This window comes from Parafannyhessea umbonata (genome assembly GCF_012844235.1).
Lineage (GTDB): Bacteria > Actinomycetota > Coriobacteriia > Coriobacteriales > Atopobiaceae > Parafannyhessea.
On the sequence record NZ_JABAGR010000009.1, the window covers coordinates 1 to 22,665 of the forward strand.

Sequence of the window (22,665 nt, forward strand, 5' to 3'; positions counted from 1 at the left end):
GCGCCGGCCTCCCGCGGGGGCCAGAATCTGCTCCTCCACGGCTCCCACACAACTCCGGCGCGAGACGCGAAAATGCCGCGTCGATGTGACACACACTGGCGACTCCGGGCAACTGGCGAATCATACCTCAAGCTGCCAGCGCAAAGGCGCTATCCCGCCGCCTCGCCCGCCAAGCCGTCCCGGACGATCTTCTCGGCCGCTGTAAGAAGGTTGTCCTTTCCCTCCAGCGTAGGGGCTTCGGCATAGGCTCTGACCAGCGGATGCGTACGAGACGGCCGCAGCAGTGCCCACGAGTCGTCCTCGAACGACACCTTGAGCCCGTCGGCGTGGCTGACGGCGATGGGCGTCAGGCCTGCCATCGCATGCGGATTGAGTCCGGGGAGGATGTTTCGGAAGGACTGGACCTTGGCGATGTCGAGGCCGATGTCCTCCCGGCCATACGACATCCGCCCGATTTGGGATGCGGTCCGCTCGACCAACTGCGCCACCGACATCCGCGACGTGGCCGCAAGCTCGAGTATATAGAGCGCCTCGAGGATTGCATCGCGCTCCGCAAGGTGCCAGGGAAACGCAAGTCCGCCGTACTCCTCCGCCGCGAGCAGCACGTCGCCGTCGGACATTTCGTCGTACAGGCGAGAAAAGCCGACGGGCACCGACATGCAGTCGAGCCCGAGCCGCTGGGCCTGCCGACCAAGACGCGCGGAGCACGCAAGCGTGCCCACAACGCGCCCAGCGCGCCCGCGGTCCTCCACCAGGTGGCCAAGCACCATGGGCGGCAGCACATGCGTGGACACCATGCGACCCGATGCGTCCACGAGCGCAAGGCGCCTGCACGTAGCGCCGAACGAGATGCCAAGATCCGCGCCGTTCTGCCGCACGGAGCGCTCACACGCGTCGACCCAGGGGTCGACGGGCTCGGGGTGTATGCCGCCGAAATCGCTTCCGTCCTGCGCGCGGATCTCTATCACGTCGCACCCGAGCCTGCGCAGGAGCGCGGGAACGACGAAGTGCGCCGTGCCGTACATCGAGTCGACCACTACGCGCGGCGCAAGGTCCGCGATGGCCCCCGCATCGACTTCGCCCAGCAGCGCCTCTACGTAGTCGTCTACAAGGTCGACCCACGCGAACGGCCCGAGCTCCTCGCTCGGGCACGTTGCTATGAGCTTGTCGACGTCCTGCACGAACGCCTTGTCGGGCGAGCCTCCGTCCGGGCCGCACGCCATGAGGCCGCCGTAGTCGCTCGAATAGTCTCCGCCGGACACGTAGACGCCGCCAGCGCACGAGTCGTCGCGCGCGACGCTCCATTCGAGCACGGGCGCCGGGCACGGCGATGTCGACACGCGCACCTCGAGCCCGCACGAGGCGAGCAGCCCCGCAACGAGGCGGGCGTTCTCCCGCGAGTCGAAGCGCGTGTCATACCCGACGACGATGGCCGCCCCCTCGCAGATGGTGCCCCACACCATGCCGAGGGCGGCTGCGACCGCGACGACGCCCTCCCTGTCGAAGCCGGCGTCCCTGCGGGCCTGCCAGCCATGTGCAAGAAAGTGAATGTTGTGCATCGCCAGGGATTCTATTCAGCCTGTGACAAGCCGGACCTACCCAAGGCCTCGAGGAAGGCCTCGCGCGTCGAGGGATCCTTGAGCGCAAGGCGTGCGTTCACGCCGGCCCACGCCGCAGGCGTGCCCGTGTCGCACCCCTCGTCCACGTCGACGACGAGCGCGTACATGTCCTCCTCGGCAAGCAGGCGCTCCATCGCGTCCGTGAGCTGGATCTCTCCGCCGGCGCCGACGCCCTGGTTTGCCAAGAGGTCCATTATGCGGGGCGACAGCAGGTAGCGGCCCACGATGAACAGGTGAGACGGCGCGTCCTCGGGCGCGGGCTTCTCGACGAGCCCCGTCACCTTCCAGACGGCACCCTCCTGCTCGTCCGCCGTGTCCGTCCCGTCAAGCGAGCCCACGCACTCGCCGGCGATGATGCCGTAGCGGCTCACCTGGTCGGCCGGCACGGGCGCGACCGCGATGACGGACGCGTTGCCGTGCTGCCTCGACACCTCGGCCATGCGCACGCACATTTGTCGGTCCGGCACGAAGTAGTCGCCGAGAAGAACGAAGAACGGCTCGTCGCCAACCGCCTCGGCGGCGCAGTGCACGGCGTGCCCCAGGCCCCGCGGGTTGTCCTGGTACACGAACGAGACCGGCATGCTCGACGCCTCGTGCACGAGGTCCGCCTCGGCCTTCTTGCCTCGCTTGCGCAGCATGTCCTCGAACCCGCCGTCAACGCGGAAGTACGACTCGATCTGCGGCTTCTCGCGCGAGTTGACGATGATGACCTCGTCGACGCCCTCGGGCTCGAGCGCCTCCTCCACCACGTACTGGATGACCGGCTTGCTCAGCACCGGAAGGAGCTCCTTTGGGGTGCCCTTGGTTGCCGGCAGGAAGCGGGTCCCCAGACCCGCGGCCGGAATGACTGCCTTCATGCGTATCCCTTTCGATTGCAGGTCACCGCGACGCCGTCCGGCGCGCGGTCGCGGCGCACCCGTCAGGTCCGGGTAAGCCACGCTCCCATTTCCCCATCAGAATAGCCGATGCGGCGCCGCGGCGCCCCTCCCCTTCGGGAGGCGGCTGCGTTTGCGGCTCGCACGTCGCGGTCCCACGCCCGCGAACCTCGCGAAGGCTACCGCGCCCCCAGCGCGTCCAGCTGCGCCACAACGGCCGCCGTGTCCGCAAGCGGCCGGTCGCCACCGCACCAGATGGCGCACGCGCCGTCGCCCGCAAGCGTCCGCACGGCGGAAGCCACCGCCTTGTCGCGCGTGGCGCCCCCCACGTCGCGCGCGATGCCGGCAGAAGGCCCCGTCAGCCCGGCCTCTTCGGCCACCGTCCCGCATGCGTCCGGCACGAGGCGCACGACCAGGGACCGCCCGCTCTTCTCCGCGGCGCGCGAAAGCTCTTGCGAGAAGGACGCGACGTCCCCCGTCCGGAGCTCCGCCCCAACCGCGTGGGCACCCTCCGCCGCAAGCGCGCGAAAAGCCTCCGCCGGCACCTGGCCGTCCGGCGTCGCGGGCCCCGCGCCCCGTGCGCCCGTCGCCGGGGCAAACGGCACCGTCGCCACAAGCGGCCCGCCCCACACCTTCTTGACGGCTCGCGTCAGGGCGCAGGCGGACGCGAGGTCGTCCGCCCAAACCATCATGCCGTGCACGCCGGCCTCCTTCAGCGTGGCCGCCTGCAGCATGAGCGAGTCCAGTGCCTCGCCGTCGAGCGCGCACCCGCGCTGGGCCACCAGCCCCATCACGAAGCGCGGCCCGCACGAGCGCGCCTCGCGCACCGCCTGCTCGTTCACCTGGTCAGCCACGTCGCGCAGGCCTCCCTCGAGCTGCGCGGACGCACACCCGGCCGTGTGCGTCAGCGCGCACTCCGCGCCCGCCGCACGATACAGCCCGTGCAGCTGGCCCATGAGCGCGTCGTCGTCGATGTTCCACTCGGCCTCGGGCACGCCGTCCGAGAAGGGCTGCCTCCTCAGCAGGGGCCCCATGTCGCCCGAAAGCACAAGCGGCCTCGGCGCACGTCCCGTGAGCGCGCGCCCGAGCTCCGCGGACTTCAGGGCCTCGCCGTCCTCCGTATCCGCCGGGTCCTGCCACAACAGGCAGCTCGGCCACGCGCGTCCTGCCTCACCCGCCATCAGTCTTCCACCGCGATTCCCTGCTTCTCTAGGTATGCCAGCCAGCGGTCCTGCGTGTCGTCAGAAAGCGCGTGCTCCATCAGGCAGGCCTCCTCGTCGGCGACCTTCGGGTCCACCCCAAGGTCGCGCACCAAGAACAGCCGCAGCATGCGATGGCAGCGCCACACGCGCTTGGCATAAACCAGGCCCGTATCCGTAAGCTGTATCCTGCCGTAGCGGTTCTGCTCCACGTAACCCGCATCGCGCAGCGTCGAAACCGCCTTGTTTACGCTGGCCTTCGACACGCCAAGCTGCTCCGCAACATCCACGGAACGCACGCCGTCCATAGCGTTATGTTCCTGCATTATTCGATAAATGGACTCTATATAGTCCTCGTTCGATTTCGTAAGGTGCGGCGCCCTCCTCGTGGCGCCGCCCACTTGGCTCGCGTACACGCCTTCCGCCACGTCACCCTCCTCGATAAGATCCGCCGCTCTTCTCGTCTGCGGCGCATTCTGGTCCCAACTGTAGAGCATTATGTACCCGTTGGCCGCCATGCGATTCCAGGCCGCCGCCACTTGACGCATCCCGGCACCAAAAGGGCCTGGGCACGCACCAACGCACCCAGGCCCGCAAGGCATATGCAAGTGACCCTACATCAGCGGGTCGTCTATGTCCTCTTCCGGAAGCTCCAGCCGCTCGACCTTCGCGCCCAGCCCCTGCAGCTTCGGCACGAACTTCTCGTAGCCGCGGTCGATGTGGTAGATGTCGCTCACCGTGGTCACGCCGTCGGCCACAAGCCCCGCCATCACCAGCGCGGCGCCGCCACGCAGGTCGGGCGACTTCACCTCCGCGCCCGAGAAGCCCTTTACGCCGTGCACGATGGCGTGGTGCCCCTCGATGCGGATGTCCGCGCCCATGCGCTGCAGCTCGCTCGCGAGCATGAAGCGGTTCTCGAACACGTTCTCCGTGATGATGCAGCTTCCGTCGCACAGGGCAAGGAGCGTCATCGTCTGGGCCTGCATGTCCGTCGGGAAGCCCGGGAACGGCAGCGTCTGGATGTCCGTAGCGTGGATTGCGCCCTTGCGACTGACGGTGCAGCCGTCCTCGAACGTCTTGATGTCCAGCCCCATGAGCTCGTACTTCTTGAGCACAAGCCCCAGGTGCCTGGGGCTGAAGCCCCTCACCGTCACGGGGTCACCGCAGAGCCCGCCCATCGCGATGAACGTTCCCGCCTCGATGCGGTCACCCACCACGCGATGGCTCTCCACCGCGTGCAGCGACTTCACGCCCTCGACCTCGATGACGGGAGACCCGGCCCCGTGGACCTTCGCCCCCATCTCGTTCAGCAGGTTCGCAAGGTCCACGATCTCGGGCTCGCGCGCCGCGTTGTCGATGACGGTCGTGCCCTCGGCGCACACGGACGCCATGATGAGGTTCTCCGTCGCACCCACGCTCGCGAAGTCGAGCGTGACCGTCGTTCCCGTGATGCCGTTCGGCGTGGACGCGTGGATGTTGCCGTGGTCGATCTCGAAGTGCACGCCCAGGGCCTCGAGCCCCAGTATGTGCATGTCGATCTTGCGCGCGCCGATGTTGCAGCCGCCAGGCATGGCCACGACGGCCTTGCCGAACCTCGTGAGCAGCGGGCCCATAACGGCCGTGGATGCGCGCATCTTCGCCACCAGGTGGTACGGCGTCTCCCACTTGTCCACGTCGGTCGTGTCGATCTCGAGCTCGTGCTCCCCCTTGACCACGATCTTTGCGCCAAGGTACTTCAGCACCTTGCCCATCACGTGGACGTCAGAGATGTTCGGCACGTTCGTGAGCGTCGTCACGCCCGGCGCCATGATGGTCGCGGCCATCAGCTTGAGCGCGGAGTTCTTCGCGCCCTCGACCGTGACCTCGCCAGAAAACTTGTGGCCGCCCTCAACCTGTATGACTTCCAAGGTGACTCCGAACCTAAGGTGTTTACTTGTCGTCTCCCGCATGCTTCAGCAGGAGGTTGCACCAGTTGATTTTGTTGTCGTAGTACGCACGCCTGCTGTCGCCCTCGTCGTACTGATCGCGCGTGTCCATCGCCTTCTGGCGCGTCTGGCGCACGACGTCCGGCTCGATGTCGTCGGCCTTGCGCGCATGCGTCGCCAGGACAATGACGGAGTCGCCGTTGATCTCGGCGTATCCGCCCGAGACGATGACCTTGTCAACCCCGCCGCCGTCTTCCTCACGGCGGTTCAGGCGCACGACGCCGTCGCCCAGGGCGACGATCTCCGCGGCATGGCCCGGCCACACGCCAAGCTCTCCCGATTGCGCAACAAGAACGCAGCTCGCGACAGGCCCCTCGAAGAGGAGCCTGTCCGGGCGTACGAACTGACAGTTAAGCTCTGCCATAATCTTCCCTACTCGGCACTCGCCGACTCGGCCGCCATCTTCTCGGCACGCTCGCGCACGTCGTCAATGGTTCCCGCGAAGCGGAACGCCTGCTCGGGAAGGTCGTCGCACTTGCCGTCGACGATCTCGGCAAACGAGCGGACCGTGTCCTCGACGGTGACGTACGTGCCGGGGTTGCCCGTGAACTTCTCGGCGACGTGGAACGCCTGCGAGAGGAACTGCTGGATCTTGCGGGCACGCGAGACCGTGAGCTGCTGCTCCTCGGAAAGCTCGTCCATACCAAGAATCGCGATGATGTCCTGGAGGTCGGAGTACTCCTGGAGCGTCTCCTGCACGGCCATGGCCACGCGGTAGTGCTCCTCGCCCACGATGGACGGGTCAAGCGCGGAGCTCGAGCTCGCCAGCGGGTCGACGGCGGGGTAGATGCCCAGCTCGGTGATGGCACGCGAAAGGACCGTCGTGGCGTCCAGGTGCGTGAACGTCGTGGCGGGCGCCGGGTCCGTAAGGTCGTCTGCGGGGACGTAGACGGCCTGGACCGAGGTGATGGAGCCTTCCTTCGTCGAGGTGATGCGCTCCTGCAGCTCGCCCATCTCCGTTGCCAGCGTCGGCTGGTAACCAACGGCAGACGGCATACGGCCGAGAAGTGCGGAGACCTCGGAGCCCGCCTGCGAGAAGCGGAAGATGTTGTCGATGAAGAGAAGGACGTCCTGACCTTGGTCGCGGAAGTACTCGGCGGTCGTCAGGCCAGACAGGGCCACGCGCATACGCGCTCCAGGCGGCTCGTTCATCTGTCCGTAGACTAGGCAGGTCTTGTTGATGACGCCAGACTCGGTCATCTCGAGGAACAGGTCGGTACCCTCACGGGTGCGCTCGCCAACGCCCGTGAACACGGACGTTCCGCCGTGCTCCTGGGCCAGGTTGTTGATGAGCTCCTGAATCAGGACCGTCTTGCCGACGCCTGCGCCTCCGAAGAGGCCGGTCTTGCCGCCACGGACGTACGGCTCGAGCAGGTCGATGGCCTTGATGCCCGTCTCGAAGATCTCGGTCTGGGTAGTCAGCTCGTCGAACGCCGGTGCCGGATGGTGAATCGGGTAGTACTGGACGTCGTCCGGCACCTCGCCGCCATCGACCGGCTCGCCCATGACGTTCCACACGCGGCCGAGGGTCGAGGGACCCACCGGCATGAGCATGGGATGTCCGGTGTCCTTGACGCGGAGGCCACGCTGGAGGCCGTCCGTGGAGGACATGGCGACGGTCCTGACGACGCCGCCGGCCAGCTGCGACTCAACCTCGAGCACGGTGCTGACCTTGCCGACGGGCGTCTCGCCGTCGACGGTGAGCGCCGTGTAGATGGCCGGGACCGCGTCCTCGAACTTCACGTCGACGACAGGGCCGACGATACGGGTGATGTATCCCGTGCCCACCGTCTTGTTCATTTGCTTGTAGGCCGCTTCCTCCAGAGGAGTGCGCTCCTGCTGTGCGGTTTCTGACATTAGCTTTCCTCCAATGCGGCGGCACCGCCGATGATTTCGTTGAGCTCGGTGGTGATGGCGCCCTGACGCTCTCTGTTGTACGTGCGGCTCAGGGAACCCAGCACTTCCTTGGCGTTGTCGGTCGCCGACTGCATCGCCCTACGCCTCGCACCGTGCTCCGCCGCCGCGGAGTCAAGAAGCGCGTGGTAGATGACCGTCCTGAAATAGGCCGGCATCAGATACCCAAGCACCTCCTCCGCGGACGGCTCGAAGCGGTACACGGGGTCGATCTTGTGCTTGACCTCGTAGAGCGCTTCCGGCTTACGGGGCTTGTTCGGCATCATGAGGCTCTCCCTCTCGATGGGGAGAAGCTGCTCGGTCACCTGCGTCTGGTCGACGCGGTTCTTCGCGTGCCAGTAGAGAAGGACGACCCTGTCGATTTCACCCCTCACGTAACCGTCGATGATGTACGACGAGATGCGGTCGGCCTCGTCCATCGTAGGCTCGGAGGACACGCCCACGAAGGACAGGACCGGCTTTATCTTTCGATACGTGAAGTACTCGGTGGGCTTGCGCCCGCAGGTGATGACCGAACTCTTGATGCCACGCTGTGCAAGCGCACGCATCTCGTGGTCGACCGCGCGCTGCTGCAGGACATTGAAGCCACCGGCAAGCCCGCGGTCCGAGGCGATGACGACGAAGAGGACGTGCTTCTCCTCGTCGTGCTTCCTCAGCAGGGGCTCGGTGGAATTGCTGCCTGCAGACGCGACGTTGGCGAGCATGTTGGTGATGGCGTCTTTGTAGGGGGACGCCTCCTCCGCCCGAGCGAGCGCATGCTGGATGCGTGCCGTGGAGATCATCTCCATCGTGCGCGTAATCTGCATGGTGCTGCTGATCGAGCTCATGCGCCGTTGTATTTCGCGAAGGTTGGCCATCTACTACTCCTGGCCCGTCTCTTTCTCGGTGTCTGCCACCGCGGACTCGTTGTCCTCGGCAGTCTGTGCAACGTCGGCCTCGGCTACCTTGTTCGGGTGAGCCTTGAGGAACTCCTCCTTGAAGTGCTGGATGTGAGTCTTGAGGCGCTCGGACATGTCGTCATCGATCTTGTGGTCGCGAATCTCCTCGCGGAGCTTCGGGTGACGCTCCTGCATGTACTTCGCCAGCTGGTCGCGGAAGAGCGTGACGTTCTCGAGGTCGATGTCGTCGAGGAAGTCCTCCTTGGCGGCAAAGATCGCGATGACCTGGTCGGAAACGTCCAGGGCCGCATAGCGCTTCTGCTTCAGCAGCTCCATCATGTGCGCGCCGTGGTTCAGCTGGTACTGCGTCGTCGCGTCGAGGTCGGATCCGAACTGTGCGAACGCCTGCTTCTCGCGATAGCTCGCGAGGTCGAGGCGCAGCGTGCCGGCGACCTGCTTCATGGCCTTCAGCTGCGCGGCTCCGCCGACTCGCGAAACCGAGATGCCGACGTCGACTGCGGGGCGCTGTCCCTGGAAGAACAGGTTCGACTGCAGGTAGATCTGGCCATCGGTAATCGAGATGACGTTCGTCGGGATGTAGGCGGAAACGTCGCCCTCCTGCGTCTCGATAATCGGCAGTGCCGTGAGCGATCCGCCACCGTTCTTGTCGGAAAGCTTGCAGGCACGCTCGAGCAGACGAGAGTGCAGGTAGAAGATGTCGCCAGGATAGGCCTCGCGTCCAGGCGGACGGTGCAGCGTAAGCGACATCTGACGATATGCGACAGCCTGCTTGGACAGGTCGTCGTACACCACGAGCACGTGTCCACCGGGGTGGTTCTCGTCCGCCGGGTTGCCGTTGGCGTCGTTGTACATGAAGTACTCGCCGATTGCGGCGCCTGCCATGGGGGCGATGTACTGCATAGGCGCGGAGTCGGCTGCGGTTGCCGCAACGATGATCGTCTTCTGCAGGACGCCGCGGCGCGCAAGCGTCTCCTTGATGCCCGCGACCGTGGATGCCTTCTGGCCGATGGCGACGTAGATGCAGATGACGTCCGTGTCCTTCTGGTTCACGATCGTGTCGATGGCGATGGCCGTCTTGCCGGTCTTGCGGTCGCCGATGATCAGCTCACGCTGACCGCGGCCGATGGGGACCATGGCGTCGATTGCCATGAGGCCGGTCTGAACCGGCTCGCACACCGGCTGGCGTGCCATGATGCCAGGGGCCTTGAACTCGATGGGGCGACGGTGGGTCGTGTCAATCGCACCGAGGCCGTCGATGGTCTGGCCGAGCGGGTTCACCACGCGGCCGAGCATGGCGTGCCCGACGGGAATGTCCATGACGCGCCCGGTGGTGCGACACTCGTCGCCCTCCTTGATGGAGTCGACGTCACCGAAGAGGACGGCGCCGACCTCGTCCTGGTCAAGGTTCTGTGCGAGGCCGTACACGCTCCTGCCGTTGGCAGAGCTCGTGAACTCGAGCAGCTCGCCGGCCATTGCGGTCCTGAGCCCGGAGATGTGGGCGATGCCGTCGCCCACCTCCGTGACGACGGAGGCCTCCTGCTGGTCTATGGTTTCGGAAATCTTGGACAGCCTGCTTCGCAGCGCCCCCATGATCTCCGTAGAGCTTATCTTATCTGTCATGCTCATCACTTCCGACGAAGGTCGAGGCGAGCGTCTTCCTGATGTTCGTCAGCTGCGCCTTGACGGACGCGTCATAGCGGTGACCGCGCGCCTCCAGCACAATGCCGCCGAGGATGTTAGGGTCGACGCGCTCGACGAGATATACGGGAGCCTTGAGGTCCTTCTCGGCCTTTGCGCGAACCTTCTCGCGGAGGTCGTCGTCCATGGGCACGGACGTGGTGACGGTGACGGACACCGTCTTGTCCTCCGAGTCCAGGATGTGCTTGTACTGACGGGCGACCTTGGGAATGAGGTCAAGGTCATCCGCGTCGCGCATCGCGCTCAGGGTCTCAAGAACCTCGGGTGAGAACTTGCGTGCATGCTCCCACTGCACGAGGTCGGCGTTCGCACGCCCGGAGGCACGACCAGCCTCGATGAGGGCCCTGGAGTACGCCTCTACCTTCTCGTCTTCGCTGCGCCTAGCGCTCATCTGGGACACTCACTTCCGCAAGGTACTTCTCAGCAAGCTTGCGCTGCTGCTCCTCGCTTAGCTCGTTGCCGATGACCTTGCTCGCGATCTCGACGGAAAGGTCGACGACGGAGCTCGAGAGCTCGATCATGGCCTTCTTGCGCTCGGACTCGACGGCGCCGTGCGACTTCGTGATGATGTCCGAAGCCTCGCGTTGCGCCTTCGCCAGAATCTGGGAGCGCTCCTCCTCGGCCTCGCGCTTGGCCTGAGCGACGATCTTGTCGGCCTCCTTGTGGGCGTCGCGGATCGCCTGCTCGTAGCTCTTGGCCTCCTCGGCCGCCTTCGCCTTGGACTCGGCCGCCGAATCCAGGTCGTCCTGAATCTTCTTCTGGCGCTTCTCCATCATTCCGAGGATGGAAGGCCAAGCTAGCTTGGCCAGCACAAACCAGATGACGAGAAACGCGATGAGCGCCGGGATGAACTCCGCGGGCTTGGGGAGAAGAAGGTCGGGACCACTCGGCATTTCGGCAAGCGCGAGCGTAGGCGCGAACACAGAGGCGGCAACGGTGGCGGCCGATGCCCCCACGATGCGCGAAAGCCCCTTGATGTTGATGTTCATACGTGCCTCCAACTCAGCTCTGCTCGTCCTTCTCGGTAGTTACGAAATGAGGGTGACGACGAAGCCGATGAGGGCGAGTGCCTCGACGAAAGCGGACGCAAGAATAAAGACCGTGAACAGACGGCCCTGGACCTCGGGCTGGCGCGCCATGGCCGTAGTTGCTCCGAATGCCGCGAGACCGATGCCAAAGCCAGCACCAATAACGCCGAGACCATAACCGATGACTCCCACGATTCCTCCTTTGTCATTCGCCCAACTTCCGGGCGATTTCTTGACCTACGTATACCAGCGGGCGTGGGGCCCGCGAGTAACCAGTTGACGCTACTCGTTCTCGACGAGCTGGATGTAGACGGCCGACAGCAGGGCGAAGACGTACGCCTGGATGATGGCGACCAGGATCTCGACCAGGTAGATGATGATCAGGAGCAGGATCCAGAACACGGAGACGGTCGCCTGGCCGAGCGCGACCGCAGAGAAGCCCTGAAGCAGCGGCTCGACGAACAGGGACGCCAGGATGGCGAACGTGCCCATGACGACGTGTCCGGCGAACATGTTGCAGAACAGACGAATGGCGAGCGTGATCGGGCGGAGCAGGTTGGAGAAGAGCTCGATGACCCAGACCATCGCGGCCATGGGGCCAGGCAGGCCCGCGGGCGCCATGCTCTTGAGGTAGCCGAGCACGCCCATGCGCTTGATGCCCACCGCGACGTAGTACACGAAGGAGCAGAGCGCGAGCGCCGCCGTGACGCCCATCGTGCCGGTGCCGGGGTGGCAGCCGGGGATGATGCCGACGATGTTGTTGAACAGGATGAAGAAGAACACCGCGGCGATGAAGGGGAAGTGCTTCTTCCACTTGTCGCCCAGAAGGCTCACGCAGAGGTCGTCACGGGCGAACTCCACGAGGTACTCCATGCCGTTCACGAAGAATCCCTGCGGCACCAGGCTCGCGGACTGCTTCTTCTTGAACGAGAAGATGACGATCAGCAGGATGGCGATCGCGATGAGCATGAAGAAGATGTACTGCGTGAGCCCGACGGTCGTGTTGCCAACGATGGCCTCGGACATGAAGCTACTGACGAGCTCTTCCATCTCTTTGGACAAACTTGCTAGCGGGTTCACTATTCGTCCTTCCCTCCAGGCGAGGCAGGTCCCTGCGCGGCCTTCCAGCCCTTAACTGACTCGATTCCCCAGAAACCGAGGAACACCACCACCGCGGAGCACCCAAACGAGAACGTGTAGTCCCTCATCAGTAGATGCGCCACGTAAATCGCTGCTGACAGAAACAGAAACGAGGCCATGGTACTGGCAAGCCCCGCCTCCACGCTAACGCTATCCTTTGTACCCCGTTTGAGGGCCCGCTCAAACAGGACGCCGGATGGAATAGCACCAACCATTCCGCAGACGGCGCCCAATGCGATTGCGAGCGTCTGGTTCATGTGCACCTCGATACGCCAGATAGGGTCAGCGACCAGTAGTTTAGGTTCGTTTTGGGGCAAAGTCCACAATCCCCGTTTTCAGACGCATGATGCGCCCGACGCGCAAAATGGGACCAAGCGAGCGTTTTTGCAGCTCCGATGGCATTTTTGTCACAGCTCCCATTTTTGAACCAAGGTCAAAAAATGCTACGAAACCTACACTTTACTCTGCCCCCACGTTAGGTGTATGCGTGGCGCATGCGCCTGCCGCACGCGGGGGGGGCAAAGCGCGTCTGGCGAGAAGAGCGCCGGGCGAGAAGGGCGCGCGCACCTTTGGCGCATGGCCCTTCTCGCCCGCGTTGCGTGCCGTGCCAAGGCGGCCGGACGCCCGGTTCTGCCGGACGCCCGGAGCCGCCTGGCTACTTCGTGCCGTAGATGCGGTCGCCGGCGTCGCCGAGGCCCGGCAGGATGTAGGCGTTCTCGTTCAGCTGACGGTCGAGCGCGCAGGTGTACAGGCGGACGTCGGGGTCGAAGTCCAGGACGGCCTTCACGCCCTCCGGCGCGGAGACGAGCGTGAGGCAGCGGATGTCCTTAACGCCGGCGTCGCGCAGGAACTTGATGGCCGCGGTGAGCGACCCGCCGGTCGCGAGCATCGGGTCGACGACGAGGCAGGTGCGGTCCTCGATCGCGGGCGGGAACTTGCAGTAGTACTGGTGCGGCTCGTGCGTCTGCGGGTCGCGGTACATGCCCACGTGGCCTACGCGCGCGGACGGCACGAGGGTCAGGATGCCGTCGACCATGCCAAGGCCGGCGCGCAGGATGGGGATGATCGCGATCTTCTTCCCGGCGATCCGCTTGCACGTGGTCTTCTCGAGCGGGGTCTCGACCTCGACGTCCTCGAGCGGGAGGTCGCGCATGGCCTCGTAGCCCTCGAAGACGGCCAGCTCGGTCACGAGCTCGCGGAAGTCCTTCGTGGAGGTGTTCTTGTCCCTCAGGATGTGCAGCTTGTGCTGCACGAGGGGGTGGTCGATTATCTGGAAGCGCTTCTCGTCAAACTCCATGCGTGAGTCCTCCCGACTGGGGCGCCGCGGCGCCCTGGCCCGTGCCCGCAGGCCGGCCCGATTGCCATATGCCAAGAGCATAGTAGCGCATCTGCCGCGCGCGCTGGCGCTACGCGAGCTCCGGATAGAGCGGATGACGCGCGAGCATCTGGGAGACCTCGGCCTTGACGTCGTCGATCTTGAAGCCCTCGTCGTTCTGGAGCGCAAACACGGTCTTGCCGATGAGCTGGCCGACCCTCTCGCACTCCTCCTCAGAAAAGCCGCGCGTCGTGATGGCGGCGGACCCCACGCGGATGCCGCTCGTGACGAACGGCGAGCGCTTCTCGCCGGGGATGGTGTTCTTGTTGACGGTGATGCCGACGCGCTCGAGCGCCTGCTCCGCGTCGCGGCCGGTGATGTCCTTCGCGGGCGTGAGGTCCACGAGCAGCAGGTGGTTGTCCGTGCCGCCCGTCACGAGGCGCAGGCCCTTGGACTGCATGCCGCGGCCGAGTGCCTTCGCGTTCTTGCAGACGTTGTCGATGTAGGTGGCGAACTCCGGCTTGAGCGCCTCGCCAAACGCGACGGCCTTGCCGGCGATGACGTGCTCGAGGGGTCCGCCCTGCGAGCCGGGGAACACGGCGGAGTTCAGGCGCTTGGTGTAGTCCGGGTTGTTCCACAGGATGATGCCGCCGCGCGTGCCGCGCAGGGTCTTGTGCGTGGTGGACGTGACGACGTCCGCGTACGGCACCGGGCTGGGGTGCGCGCCCGTCGCGACGAGGCCGGCGATGTGCGCCATGTCGACCATGAGCGCCGCGCCGTTGTCGTGCGCGATCTGGGCGAAGCGCTCGAAGTCGATCACGCGGGGGTAGGCGCTGGCACCCGCTATGATCAGCGTGGGGTGGCACTTCTCGGCCTTCGCGGCGACGTCGTCGTAGTCGATGCGCTCCGTCTTGGGATCGAGCCCGTACGAGACGACCTCGTGCAGCTTGCCGGAGTAGTTTGCCTTGGAGCCGTGCGTGAGGTGGCCGCCGTTGGAGAGGTCCATGCCCATGATGGTGTCGCCGGGCTTGGCGAACACGGACTCGGCCGCGTAGTTGGCCTGCGCGCCGGAGTGCGGCTGCACGTTGGCGAACTCGCTGCCGAACAGGCGCTTGACGCGCTCGATGGCCAGGTTCTCGACCTTGTCGACCGCCCAGCAGCCGCCGTAGTAGCGCTTGCCGGGAAGGCCCTCGGCGTACTTGTTGGTGAGCGGCGAGCCGACGGCCTCCATCACGGCGGTCGAGACGAAGTTCTCGGACGCGATGAGCTCGATTGAGTCGCGCTGGCGCTGGAGCTCGTCGTCCACGCAGGCCGCGACCTCGGGGTCCTCTTGCCTCAGGTGCTCAAGGTACATGCTTGGTTACCTCCACGTCTGGTTGCCGTACGGTTGCCGGTGCGGGCGCCGCGCCTTCGGGCGCCCAAGAACTGTATACGCCCTTAAGAGTTGGGCGACCGGCCGCAGTCGATCGCCCTCCACGCAGATTTAACCTTGCCGGCGCCTAGCACTCCACCCCGCCGAAGTCGGGGTCGTCCTCGCGCATGATCTTCTGGACGCGCCCGGCGTGCCGGCCGCCACCAAACTCGGTCGTGAGGAACTCGTCCACGATGGCCTTGTTGACGTCGAACGGCGTGAAGCGGCCGGACATGCACACGACGTTGCCGTCGTTGTGCTCGCGGAAGAGGTGCGCGAACAGCGGCGACTGGATGACGGCCGCGCGCACGCCGGCCACCTTGTCCGCCGTGAGCGCCATGCCGATGCCGGTGCCGCAGATGAGCACGCCACGGTCGGCCTTGCCGGCGGCGACGCAGCGGGCCACCTTGTCCGCAAAGTCGGGGTAGTCCACGCGGTCCGCGCTCTGCGGGCCAAAGTCGATCACCTCGTGGCCAAGGCCCTTGAGATACTCGACCATCGCGGGCTTCTGGCAGAAACCGGCGTGGTCGGATGCGATTGCGATCTTCATGCATGCTCCTTCTGGTATGGGCGTCCTCTGTCACCACCACGATAGCGCATGGCGACGCGGGCGTGGCGCGGGCTCGGCAGATCGCCATGGTTCCCACGGGCCGCGCGCGACCGACGAGCGCGGCCAGCCCGCCTAGCCGCGGGCGCACTCCATGACGTCCGCAGCGGGAATGGCCCCCTCGCGATACACCACGGGCTCCTCCCCCGTGCAGCCCACGATGGTGGACGCGACGGCGATGGGCGCGGGGCCCGCGTCGAACGTGAGGTCCGCCTCGCGCACGATGCGCTCCTCCAGGCCGGAGCCGCTCGTGGCCGCGGCCTCGCCGTGCGTGTTCGCGCTCGTGATGGCAAGCGGGCAGCCCACGTGCCGCGCGAGCGCGCGCACGAGGTTTGAATTCGGCAGGCGCAGCGCGATCGTGCCGTCCGCCGTGCGCACGTACTCCGCGGGGACGGCGGCGCTCGCCCTCACCACTAGCGTGAGGGCGCCCGGCCACCAGCGCTGGGCCAGGCGGTACGCCCACGCCGGCACGTCGCGCCCAAAGCGGTCGAGGTCCTCCGCGTCCGCCACGAGCCACGGCAGCGTCTGGGCAAGGTCGCGGTGCTTGATGGCAAACGTGCGCGCGTGACCGGGGTTGTGGGGCGTCGCCGCGCAGCCGATGCCGTACACGGAGTCCGTGGGGACCACGACCACGCCCCCGGCGAGAAGAACGTTGCCCCCGCGCCTGACGGCCGCGGCGTCCGGCGCGGCCTGGTCCACCTCGACCACCTTCTCGCGCAGCTCGAGCGCGCGCTCCACCTGGGCGTCCACCGTGGCCGCGAGGTCTCCCTCGCGCACGGCCACCAGCACGCGCGGCCGGCGCGTGAGGTCCTGACGCACCTCGACCGATGCCCAGCCGCCCTGCCGCCGGCAGAGCTCCGCCGCGTCGCCCACGTTCGTCTCGAACAGCTCCACGCACATCATGCCGCCGGGGCGCAGCGCCGTGGGCGCAAGCCCAAGCAGCCGCCGGAACACGTCCAGCCCGTCCGGGCCGCCGTCCAGCGCCAGGTGCGGCTCGTGCGCCTCCACCTCCGCGGGCAGCGTGGGCACCACGTCGGAGGGGATGTACGGCGGGTTCGAGACCAGCACGTCAAGGGCGCCCATGTACGAGGGGTCCACCCCATCGGCCAAATCGCAGCGGACGACGTCGATTGCACCGTCCAGCCCCAGCGCGTCGCGGTTGCGCTCCGCGAGCGACACCGCCTTCGGCGATATGTCCGTCGCCACCACGTGCGTGCCGCGCCGCTCGCTCGCGATGGAGCACGCGATGCAGCCCGTGCCGGTTCCCACCTCGAGCACGCGCGCTTCTCGCCCGCAGGCGCGCGCCGCGTCCACGCCCTCGAGCGCGGCGTCCACCAGGACCTCCGTCTCGGGCCGCGGTATGAGCACGCCCTCCTCGCACTGCAACACGATGTGGCGAAACGGCATCTCGCCGGTTATGTACTGCAGCGGGGCGCCCGAGGCGCGGCGCACGACGGCGTCGTGCATGCGGCGCAGCTCATCCGGCGTGAGCGGCCGGTCGAAGCTCGTGTATATCTGCACGCGCGAGAGCCCCGTGACAGAGCCCAGCATCCACTCCGCGGACAGGCGCGGGCGCTCGTCGCCCTTGCGGCCCAGGTAGCCAATGGTCCAGTCCAGCATGCGTTGTATGGTCCAGGTCTCCTGCTCCGCCATCGGCACCCTCGCAATCGCGCCGCCGGGAAGGCCCCGCGGCAATCCGTCTTGTACCGCGCCATTCTACGGCAAAGCGCGGGCCCGCCCGCTGCGGACCCGCGCTCGCATGCGCATTGTGTGAACGGCGTAAAGGCAGGTGCAAGGCACGCAAATGCGCCCGTGCGCCCTAGGTGCGGCCCAAAGGCAGCCGCAAGGGTGGCGAGAAGGTCGTCACACCGACTGCGCGAGCTTCTCGGCACGCTCGGCCGCCGCGAGCGCCTCGATCACCTCGGACAGCTTGTCGCCCTGCAGCACGCCGGTGTACGTGCTGTTGAAGCCGATGCGGTGGTCCGTCACGCGGTCCTGCGGCTGGTTGTACGTGCGGATCTTCTCGGAGCGGTTGCCGTGGCCGATCTGGCTCATGCGCTCCGCGCCCTGCTCGGCCTGCTGCTTCTCGAGCTCCATCTGGTACAGGCGCGCGCGGAGCATCTCCATGCACACGGCGCGGTTCTGGATCTGGGAGCGCTGGTCCTGCGACTGCACCACGGTGTTCGTGGGCAGGTGGGTGATGCGCACGGCGGAGTACGTGGTGTTCACGCCCTGGCCGCCGGGGCCGGACGCGCAGTAGGTGTCGATGCGCAGGTCCTCGTCCTTGATCTCGATGTCGATGTCCTCGGCCTCGGGCAGCACCGCCACGGTCGCGGTCGAGGTCTGGATGCGGCCCTGGCTCTCGGTCTTCGGGATGCGCTGCACGCGGTGCACGCCGCTCTCGAACTTCATGACGGAGTAGACCTTCTCGCCCGTGACCTTGAACTCGATGGTCTTGAAGCCGCCGGCCTCACCGGGGCTCGAGCTCAGCACCTCGATCTTCCAGCCGCGGCTCTGGGCGAAGCGCTCGTACATGCTGTACAGGTCGCCCGCGAAGATCGCGGCCTCGTCGCCGCCCACGCCGGCGCGGATCTCGACGATGGTGTTCTTGTCGTCGTTGGGGTCCGCCGGAATCAGCAGGTACTTGATCTCCTCCTCCAGGCCGGGGATCTTCTCCTCGTTGGCGGCGATGTCCTCCTGCAGCATCTCCTTCTCGTCGGCGTCGGCCTCGCGCAGCATCTCCTTCGCGGCCTCGATGTCGTCGAGCGCCTGCAGGTACTCCTTCGCCTTCGCCACGAGCTCGGCCTGGCTCGCGTGCTCCTTCGCGACGCGCGCGTACTCCTTGGGGTCGCTCACGACGGAGGGGTCCATCATCTTCTTCTCGAGCTCCGCGTACGCCGCGATGAGCCTCTCTAGCTTGTCTCTCATTTCCCTCTCCTTCAGGATGCCACGGCGCTTGCGCGGTGACGCGGCGGAAGTGTTCAGCCAATTGAGGATACCACCTCAGCGCGTTTCGTATTCACGCAGGCCGGCGCCGCACAGCCCGTCCACGATGCGCGCGGCCGCCCTGCCCCGCCACGCGCGGCCGGGTCGCGCGGGCAGATGTGGCCACCCCGTGCGCGACGGCGCGGCGGCGCCGCGGCCATAGGACCGTCGCATGAAACTGTGAGAAACTGTTCGCGCACGGCCGCGCAAGGGAGGGAGCCCCAAGCCCATGCAAGACGACAGCAAGAAGGCGTCGCCCACGCCAGGCGACGCGCGCCACACGCAGGGCCGCCCCTCCCCCGCGGAGGTCGACGGCCGGGACCGGACCGCCACGCAGCCAGTGCCCGCGCCAAGCGCCGCGCCCGCGAAGGCCGTGCCGGACGGCACCGCGCCTGACGCCGCCGCACCGGACGGCGCCGCGACGCCGCTCGCGCGCAGGGCGCGCGCCTGGGCGAGAAGTGCGGGCCGTGCGGTGCGGAACCACCGTGCGGCTACGGCGGCGGTCCTTCTCGCCGTGGCGCTGTGCGTCGCCGCGGCCGTGGCCGCGGGACTTGGCCTGGTAGGCGGCCCGGACGACGCGCGCGTGGAGCGCGACGCCGTGGCGCACGCCCCCGCGCCGGACTGGAGCGCCGGCGCGTTCGACGTGGCGGAGGACCTGGTTGCCACCGGCGCGAAGGTGCGCGGGCGGAGCTCCGTCGCCGGCAAGCTCGTCGTGGCGGCGGACGTGACGTTCCAGAGCGGGCGCGTGCGCGCGACGGCGCCCGCGAGCCTCACGTACGAGCGCGGCGCAAGCGGCTCGTGGCGGCTGGACGTGTGCCGGCTGGACGGCGCGGCCTCGTTTGCGGCGACGGGCGGCGTGTCCCGCGCGCGCATCCGCGCGGGCGTGGGCGCGATCCTGGCAAAGGCGGACTCGTCTGCGGGCGGCGGCAAGAAAAGCCTTGTCACGCTGTACCAAAACGCGGACGTCACCATAAAAAAGTCGACCTTCGACCGCAGGGGCCAGCGGCAGGACGTGCGCATTCGCCTGGTGAGCCGGCACGGCTACCAGGCGCTGGAGTGCGACGTGGACGCGAGCTTCTCGTTCGCGGCCGCAAGCGGCTCGTGGGAACTGCACAAGGCAAGCGCAAGCAAGGGCGCCCGGCGCGCGAGCCTTTCGCCCGTGGTGGGCACGTGGACGGGCACGTTCCAGAGCCAGGACGCCTCTGGCTCAAAATGCTTTGGCGCGCAGGGACGCACGCTCTCCATCACGATCGACACGCTGTCAGACGACTCGCGCCGCATGACCGGCACGCTTGACTGCGTCGCGCACTACCACGCCGCGCCGGAGCGGGACGTGGACGCAAGCGACGGCGACGAGTCCGTGCGCGGCGTCACGTTCGAGGGCGAGCGGCTTGACCCGGCGGACGACCCCACGGACAGCACGTACGCGTTCGAGCTCACGACGCCGCAGGACGCGCGCGGCGCGATCACCGTGATCGTGGGCTTTGGCTCGGCCGACGATCAGGACCGCGCCGTCGCGCGCGTCACGTGCAGCCACACGTCGAAGGAGTCGTTCCTGCTCATACCGTATGACGCGACGGCCACGTACACGGACGCGTTCACGCTCCAGCGCTCCTAGCGGGACGAGAGCTCTTCTCCCATGAGCAGCCCCATCACGCTGGACATCATGAGGCCGCGCGTCCAGCCGGACGAGTCTCCCAGGCAGTGCAGGCCGGCGACGTTGGTGTCCAGGTGCTCGTCCATCACCACGCGGTTGCTGTAGAACTTGAGCTCCGGCGCGTACAGCAGCGTCTCGTCCGCGGCAAATCCCGGGACCACCAGGTCGACGGCCTGCATGAACGCCACTATCTCCGTCATGGCGCGGTACGGCATCGCGGCCGTGATGTCCCCGGCCTCGGCGTCCGCGAGCGTGGGCACCACGTTGGAGCGGCCGAGCTCCTGCGGCCACGTGCGCTTGCCGTCCAGAACGTCGCCAAAGCGCTGCACGAGGATGTGGCCGGCGCCGAGCATGTTCATGAGGCGCCCGACGTGCTGGGCGTACGCGATGGGCTCGTGGAACGGCTGGCGGAAGTTGAACGATACGAGCACGGCCAGGTTGGTGTTGGGGCTCTTGCGCTCCTTGTACGAGTGACCGTTCACCACGGCGAGGCCGCCGTCGTAGTTCTCCTGGCTCACGAAGCCGCCGGGGTTCTGGCAGAACGTGCGCACCTTGTTGCGAAACGGCGCCGGGTAGCCCACGAGCTTGGACTCGTACAGGACGTTGTTGACGTCCTCCATCACCTCGTTGCGAACCTCGACGCGAACGCCCAGGTCAACGGGGCCGGGTGCGTGCGTGATGCCGTGCTCCGCGCACATCTCGTCAAACCAGAGCGCGCCGCGCCGGCCGGTGGCGACCACGGTCTCCGCGGCAAGGATCCTCGTCTGGGCCTGGGGCCGGCCGGTGGGCGCGACGACGGCGCCCAGGCACTTCTCGCCCTGCACCAGCACCTCGAGGCACTCGTGCTCGAACAGGATGTTCACGCCCGCGTCCAGAAGCTCGCGCTCCACGCGCGCGTAGATCTGCTGCGCCTTTTCCGTCCCCAGGTGACGAATGGGGCAATCCACCAGCTTGAGGCCGGCCTTGATAGCGCGCCGGCGGATGTCCGCGACGCTCTTGGGATGGCCGACGCCCTCCACGTGCGGGTCCGCGCCCAGCTCAAGATAGATGTCATCCACGCGCGATATGCCGTCTGCGACGACGTCCGTGCCCACGAGCTGCGGAAGGTCGCCGCCGACCTCGGGCGAGAGCGAGAGCTTTCCGTCGCTGAACGCGCCGGCTCCCGAGAAGCCCGTGGTGATCCGGCAGGGAGAGCATCCCGCGCAGTGGCCGGTCGCCTCTCGCGGGCAGCGGCGGCGCTCGATGGGCAGGCCCTTCTCCACCATGGTGATGGACCGGCGGTCGCCCCGGCGCAGCAGGCCGAGCGCCGTGAAGATTCCGGCGGGACCCGCGCCCACGATGAGGACGTCCGTGCGTATGGTTGAGGCTTCTTCGGCCATGGGTGCACCTCTCTTGCGTGACGTTTGCCCGCGGTGACGACGATCGCACGCCGGCGGCGGCCGCGCAGCCGGCGGCGGGTGTCGGCGGCGGGCGTCGGCGGACGGCGGGCGTGCACCGGCATTGTACCCACGGCGCGGCCGCTCGACGGGCGCACGGGCACGCGCTTCCGCGAGCGTGGAGGGCGCGGTCGGCGAGTGCCGCCGGGGCTGATGCGGATGGGCGGCCGTCGGTACACGTGAGCCTCGAGTTGACGTGCCCATACACGTCGCGGCCGAGTTTCACGGGTCGGTGCAAGCTCGCGGCAGACGTGTACCGGGCCGGATACACTTCGCGGCCGAGTTTCACGGGTCGGTGCAAGCTCGCGGCAGACGTGTACCGGACCGGTACACATGGGCGCGCTTTTGGCAAGAACCTGCGAACTCGGGCCAGACGAGTACCATCGAAAGTCGAACCATGTCAGGAACTTCGAGATGTGTACCGAGTAGTTCGTTAAGACTTTGATCGCGCAGGTCATCTACCTCATATTATGTGGAATTAGACTAATTCCTCATGGTACACGTCAGGGCCGAGTTTGCATTTTCCGGTACACATGGGCGAGTTCCTGCCATGGTTAGAACATTTATGGTACACGTCGGCCGCGAGTTTGCGGGATCCCGCGCGTTTCTGCCACACGTGTACCGGCGGGAGGCATGCCCGGTACACTTCTGCCCCCAGTTTACGGGATCCCTGCAAACTGGGGGCAGGTGTGTACCGCCAAGGCGCCCCCCGGTACTCGTCTGCCCCGAGTTTCGTGCAACCGTGCAAACTCGGCGCAGGTGTGTACCGGCGTCTATCGCCAGCGTACTCGTCTGGCCTGAGTTTACGCCAGCCCTGCAAACTCGGCGTCGACGTGTACCGGCGCGCCGCTTGCCCGTACTCGTGGGGCCCGAGTTCACGCCGGCCCTGCAAGCTCG

The 22,665-nt window shown here is 66.9% G+C and carries 21 protein-coding genes; 1 reads left to right on the top strand and 20 read right to left on the bottom strand.

Translation table 11 applies throughout. From position 1 onward, the window contains the following. Positions 1 to 149 precede the first annotated feature (149 nt). From HF885_RS08740 to prfA, 19 genes are all read right to left on the bottom strand, one after another. The gene (locus HF885_RS08740) at positions 150 to 1,559 is read right to left on the bottom strand and encodes a phosphoglucomutase (protein ID WP_170104556.1); all 1,410 of its coding nucleotides are present in this window, start codon (positions 1,557 to 1,559) and stop codon (positions 150 to 152) included. 11 nt (positions 1,560 to 1,570) lie between these two features. Beyond that, a complete protein-coding gene (locus HF885_RS08745) occupies positions 1,571 to 2,476 on the bottom strand; it encodes a UTP--glucose-1-phosphate uridylyltransferase (protein WP_170104557.1) in 906 nt (301 codons plus the stop codon). A gap of 197 nt (positions 2,477 to 2,673) precedes the next feature. Continuing rightward, entirely contained in the window at positions 2,674 to 3,675 is a 1,002-nt protein-coding gene (locus tag HF885_RS08750; protein WP_170104558.1) for a homocysteine S-methyltransferase family protein, read from the bottom strand. Continuing rightward, on the bottom strand, positions 3,675 to 4,121 hold the full coding sequence (locus HF885_RS08755) for a metal-dependent transcriptional regulator (RefSeq protein ID WP_328804364.1): 447 nt from the start codon (positions 4,119 to 4,121) through the stop codon (positions 3,675 to 3,677). Before HF885_RS08755 ends, HF885_RS08750 begins: the two co-directional genes overlap by 1 nt. A gap of 186 nt (positions 4,122 to 4,307) precedes the next feature. Beyond that, positions 4,308 to 5,600 (bottom strand): UDP-N-acetylglucosamine 1-carboxyvinyltransferase, encoded by a 1,293-nt coding sequence (gene murA, locus HF885_RS08760; RefSeq protein ID WP_170104560.1) that lies wholly within the window; start codon positions 5,598 to 5,600, stop codon positions 4,308 to 4,310. Between the two features lie 22 nt (positions 5,601 to 5,622). Continuing rightward, positions 5,623 to 6,042, bottom strand: coding sequence for an ATP synthase F1 subunit epsilon (gene atpC, locus HF885_RS08765; protein WP_170104561.1), 420 nt, complete (start codon positions 6,040 to 6,042; stop codon positions 5,623 to 5,625). Positions 6,043 to 6,050: 8 nt separating this feature from the next. After that, the gene (gene atpD, locus HF885_RS08770; RefSeq protein WP_172825008.1) at positions 6,051 to 7,535 is read right to left on the bottom strand and encodes a F0F1 ATP synthase subunit beta; all 1,485 of its coding nucleotides are present in this window, start codon (positions 7,533 to 7,535) and stop codon (positions 6,051 to 6,053) included. Then, on the bottom strand, positions 7,535 to 8,449 hold the full coding sequence (gene atpG / locus HF885_RS08775) for an ATP synthase F1 subunit gamma (protein ID WP_170104562.1): 915 nt from the start codon (positions 8,447 to 8,449) through the stop codon (positions 7,535 to 7,537). The genes atpD and atpG overlap by 1 nt, the downstream gene beginning before the upstream one ends. Before the next feature lie 3 nt (positions 8,450 to 8,452). Next, on the bottom strand, positions 8,453 to 10,111 hold the full coding sequence (gene atpA / locus HF885_RS08780) for a F0F1 ATP synthase subunit alpha (RefSeq protein ID WP_170104563.1): 1,659 nt from the start codon (positions 10,109 to 10,111) through the stop codon (positions 8,453 to 8,455). Next, a complete protein-coding gene (locus tag HF885_RS08785) occupies positions 10,101 to 10,580 on the bottom strand; it encodes a F0F1 ATP synthase subunit delta (RefSeq protein WP_170104564.1) in 480 nt (159 codons plus the stop codon). Before HF885_RS08785 ends, atpA begins: the two co-directional genes overlap by 11 nt. After that, positions 10,570 to 11,178 (bottom strand): F0F1 ATP synthase subunit B, encoded by a 609-nt coding sequence (gene atpF, locus HF885_RS08790; RefSeq protein WP_170104565.1) that lies wholly within the window; start codon positions 11,176 to 11,178, stop codon positions 10,570 to 10,572. The genes HF885_RS08785 and atpF overlap by 11 nt, the downstream gene beginning before the upstream one ends. Before the next feature lie 39 nt (positions 11,179 to 11,217). Beyond that, positions 11,218 to 11,409: an ATP synthase F0 subunit C gene (locus HF885_RS08795; RefSeq protein ID WP_090845997.1), complete on the bottom strand. Its 192-nt coding sequence runs from the start codon at positions 11,407 to 11,409 to the stop codon at positions 11,218 to 11,220. 90 nt (positions 11,410 to 11,499) lie between these two features. Further along, positions 11,500 to 12,297 carry a F0F1 ATP synthase subunit A gene (gene atpB / locus HF885_RS08800; RefSeq protein ID WP_170104566.1) on the bottom strand — a complete coding sequence of 266 codons (798 nt, stop codon included), beginning with the start codon at positions 12,295 to 12,297 and terminating at the stop codon, positions 11,500 to 11,502. Continuing rightward, positions 12,297 to 12,614 (bottom strand): hypothetical protein, encoded by a 318-nt coding sequence (locus HF885_RS08805; RefSeq protein ID WP_170104567.1) that lies wholly within the window; start codon positions 12,612 to 12,614, stop codon positions 12,297 to 12,299. Before HF885_RS08805 ends, atpB begins: the two co-directional genes overlap by 1 nt. A gap of 398 nt (positions 12,615 to 13,012) precedes the next feature. Then, complete coding sequence (gene upp / locus HF885_RS08810; protein WP_170104568.1) at positions 13,013 to 13,654, bottom strand: uracil phosphoribosyltransferase; 642 nt, start codon at positions 13,652 to 13,654, stop codon at positions 13,013 to 13,015. Between the two features lie 109 nt (positions 13,655 to 13,763). Next, positions 13,764 to 15,026: a serine hydroxymethyltransferase gene (glyA, locus tag HF885_RS08815; RefSeq protein ID WP_170104569.1), complete on the bottom strand. Its 1,263-nt coding sequence runs from the start codon at positions 15,024 to 15,026 to the stop codon at positions 13,764 to 13,766. A gap of 145 nt (positions 15,027 to 15,171) precedes the next feature. Continuing rightward, positions 15,172 to 15,633 carry a ribose 5-phosphate isomerase B gene (gene rpiB, locus HF885_RS08820; protein ID WP_170104570.1) on the bottom strand — a complete coding sequence of 154 codons (462 nt, stop codon included), beginning with the start codon at positions 15,631 to 15,633 and terminating at the stop codon, positions 15,172 to 15,174. 132 nt (positions 15,634 to 15,765) lie between these two features. After that, positions 15,766 to 17,343 carry a peptide chain release factor N(5)-glutamine methyltransferase gene (gene prmC / locus HF885_RS10660; RefSeq protein ID WP_170104571.1) on the bottom strand — a complete coding sequence of 526 codons (1,578 nt, stop codon included), beginning with the start codon at positions 17,341 to 17,343 and terminating at the stop codon, positions 15,766 to 15,768. Positions 17,344 to 17,553: 210 nt separating this feature from the next. Continuing rightward, positions 17,554 to 18,618, bottom strand: coding sequence for a peptide chain release factor 1 (gene prfA, locus HF885_RS08830; protein ID WP_170104572.1), 1,065 nt, complete (start codon positions 18,616 to 18,618; stop codon positions 17,554 to 17,556). Positions 18,619 to 18,904: 286 nt separating this feature from the next. On the opposite strand from prfA, the gene HF885_RS08835 reads away from it, so the two are divergent. Next, on the top strand, positions 18,905 to 20,293 hold the full coding sequence (locus HF885_RS08835; RefSeq protein WP_170104573.1) for a hypothetical protein: 1,389 nt from the start codon (positions 18,905 to 18,907) through the stop codon (positions 20,291 to 20,293). On the opposite strand, the gene HF885_RS08840 is transcribed toward HF885_RS08835, so the two are convergent. Further along, on the bottom strand, positions 20,290 to 21,711 hold the full coding sequence (locus HF885_RS08840; protein ID WP_170104574.1) for an NAD(P)/FAD-dependent oxidoreductase: 1,422 nt from the start codon (positions 21,709 to 21,711) through the stop codon (positions 20,290 to 20,292). The two genes, HF885_RS08835 and HF885_RS08840, sit on opposite strands and share 4 nt — an antisense overlap. Positions 21,712 to 22,665: the final 954 nt, after the last annotated feature.

What these genes read in the sequence shown, in the direction of transcription:
- HF885_RS08740 (WP_170104556.1), bottom strand. Translation starts at nt 1,559, where the DNA reads ATGCACAACATTCACTTTCTTGCACATGGCTGGCAGGCCCGCAGGGAC.
- HF885_RS08745 (WP_170104557.1), bottom strand. Translation starts at nt 2,476, where the DNA reads ATGAAGGCAGTCATTCCGGCCGCGGGTCTGGGGACCCGCTTCCTGCCG.
- HF885_RS08750 (WP_170104558.1), bottom strand. Translation starts at nt 3,675, where the DNA reads ATGGCGGGTGAGGCAGGACGCGCGTGGCCGAGCTGCCTGTTGTGGCAG.
- atpC (WP_170104561.1), bottom strand. Translation starts at nt 6,042, where the DNA reads ATGGCAGAGCTTAACTGTCAGTTCGTACGCCCGGACAGGCTCCTCTTC.
- atpD (WP_172825008.1), bottom strand. Translation starts at nt 7,535, where the DNA reads ATGTCAGAAACCGCACAGCAGGAGCGCACTCCTCTGGAGGAAGCGGCC.
- atpG (WP_170104562.1), bottom strand. Translation starts at nt 8,449, where the DNA reads ATGGCCAACCTTCGCGAAATACAACGGCGCATGAGCTCGATCAGCAGC.
- atpA (WP_170104563.1), bottom strand. Translation starts at nt 10,111, where the DNA reads ATGACAGATAAGATAAGCTCTACGGAGATCATGGGGGCGCTGCGAAGC.
- HF885_RS08785 (WP_170104564.1), bottom strand. Translation starts at nt 10,580, where the DNA reads ATGAGCGCTAGGCGCAGCGAAGACGAGAAGGTAGAGGCGTACTCCAGG.
- atpF (WP_170104565.1), bottom strand. Translation starts at nt 11,178, where the DNA reads ATGAACATCAACATCAAGGGGCTTTCGCGCATCGTGGGGGCATCGGCC.
- HF885_RS08805 (WP_170104567.1), bottom strand. Translation starts at nt 12,614, where the DNA reads ATGAACCAGACGCTCGCAATCGCATTGGGCGCCGTCTGCGGAATGGTT.
- upp (WP_170104568.1), bottom strand. Translation starts at nt 13,654, where the DNA reads ATGGAGTTTGACGAGAAGCGCTTCCAGATAATCGACCACCCCCTCGTG.
- glyA (WP_170104569.1), bottom strand. Translation starts at nt 15,026, where the DNA reads ATGTACCTTGAGCACCTGAGGCAAGAGGACCCCGAGGTCGCGGCCTGC.
- rpiB (WP_170104570.1), bottom strand. Translation starts at nt 15,633, where the DNA reads ATGAAGATCGCAATCGCATCCGACCACGCCGGTTTCTGCCAGAAGCCC.
- prmC (WP_170104571.1), bottom strand. Translation starts at nt 17,343, where the DNA reads ATGGCGGAGCAGGAGACCTGGACCATACAACGCATGCTGGACTGGACC.
- prfA (WP_170104572.1), bottom strand. Translation starts at nt 18,618, where the DNA reads ATGAGAGACAAGCTAGAGAGGCTCATCGCGGCGTACGCGGAGCTCGAG.
- HF885_RS08835 (WP_170104573.1), top strand. Translation starts at nt 18,905, where the DNA reads ATGCAAGACGACAGCAAGAAGGCGTCGCCCACGCCAGGCGACGCGCGC.
- HF885_RS08840 (WP_170104574.1), bottom strand. Translation starts at nt 21,711, where the DNA reads ATGGCCGAAGAAGCCTCAACCATACGCACGGACGTCCTCATCGTGGGC.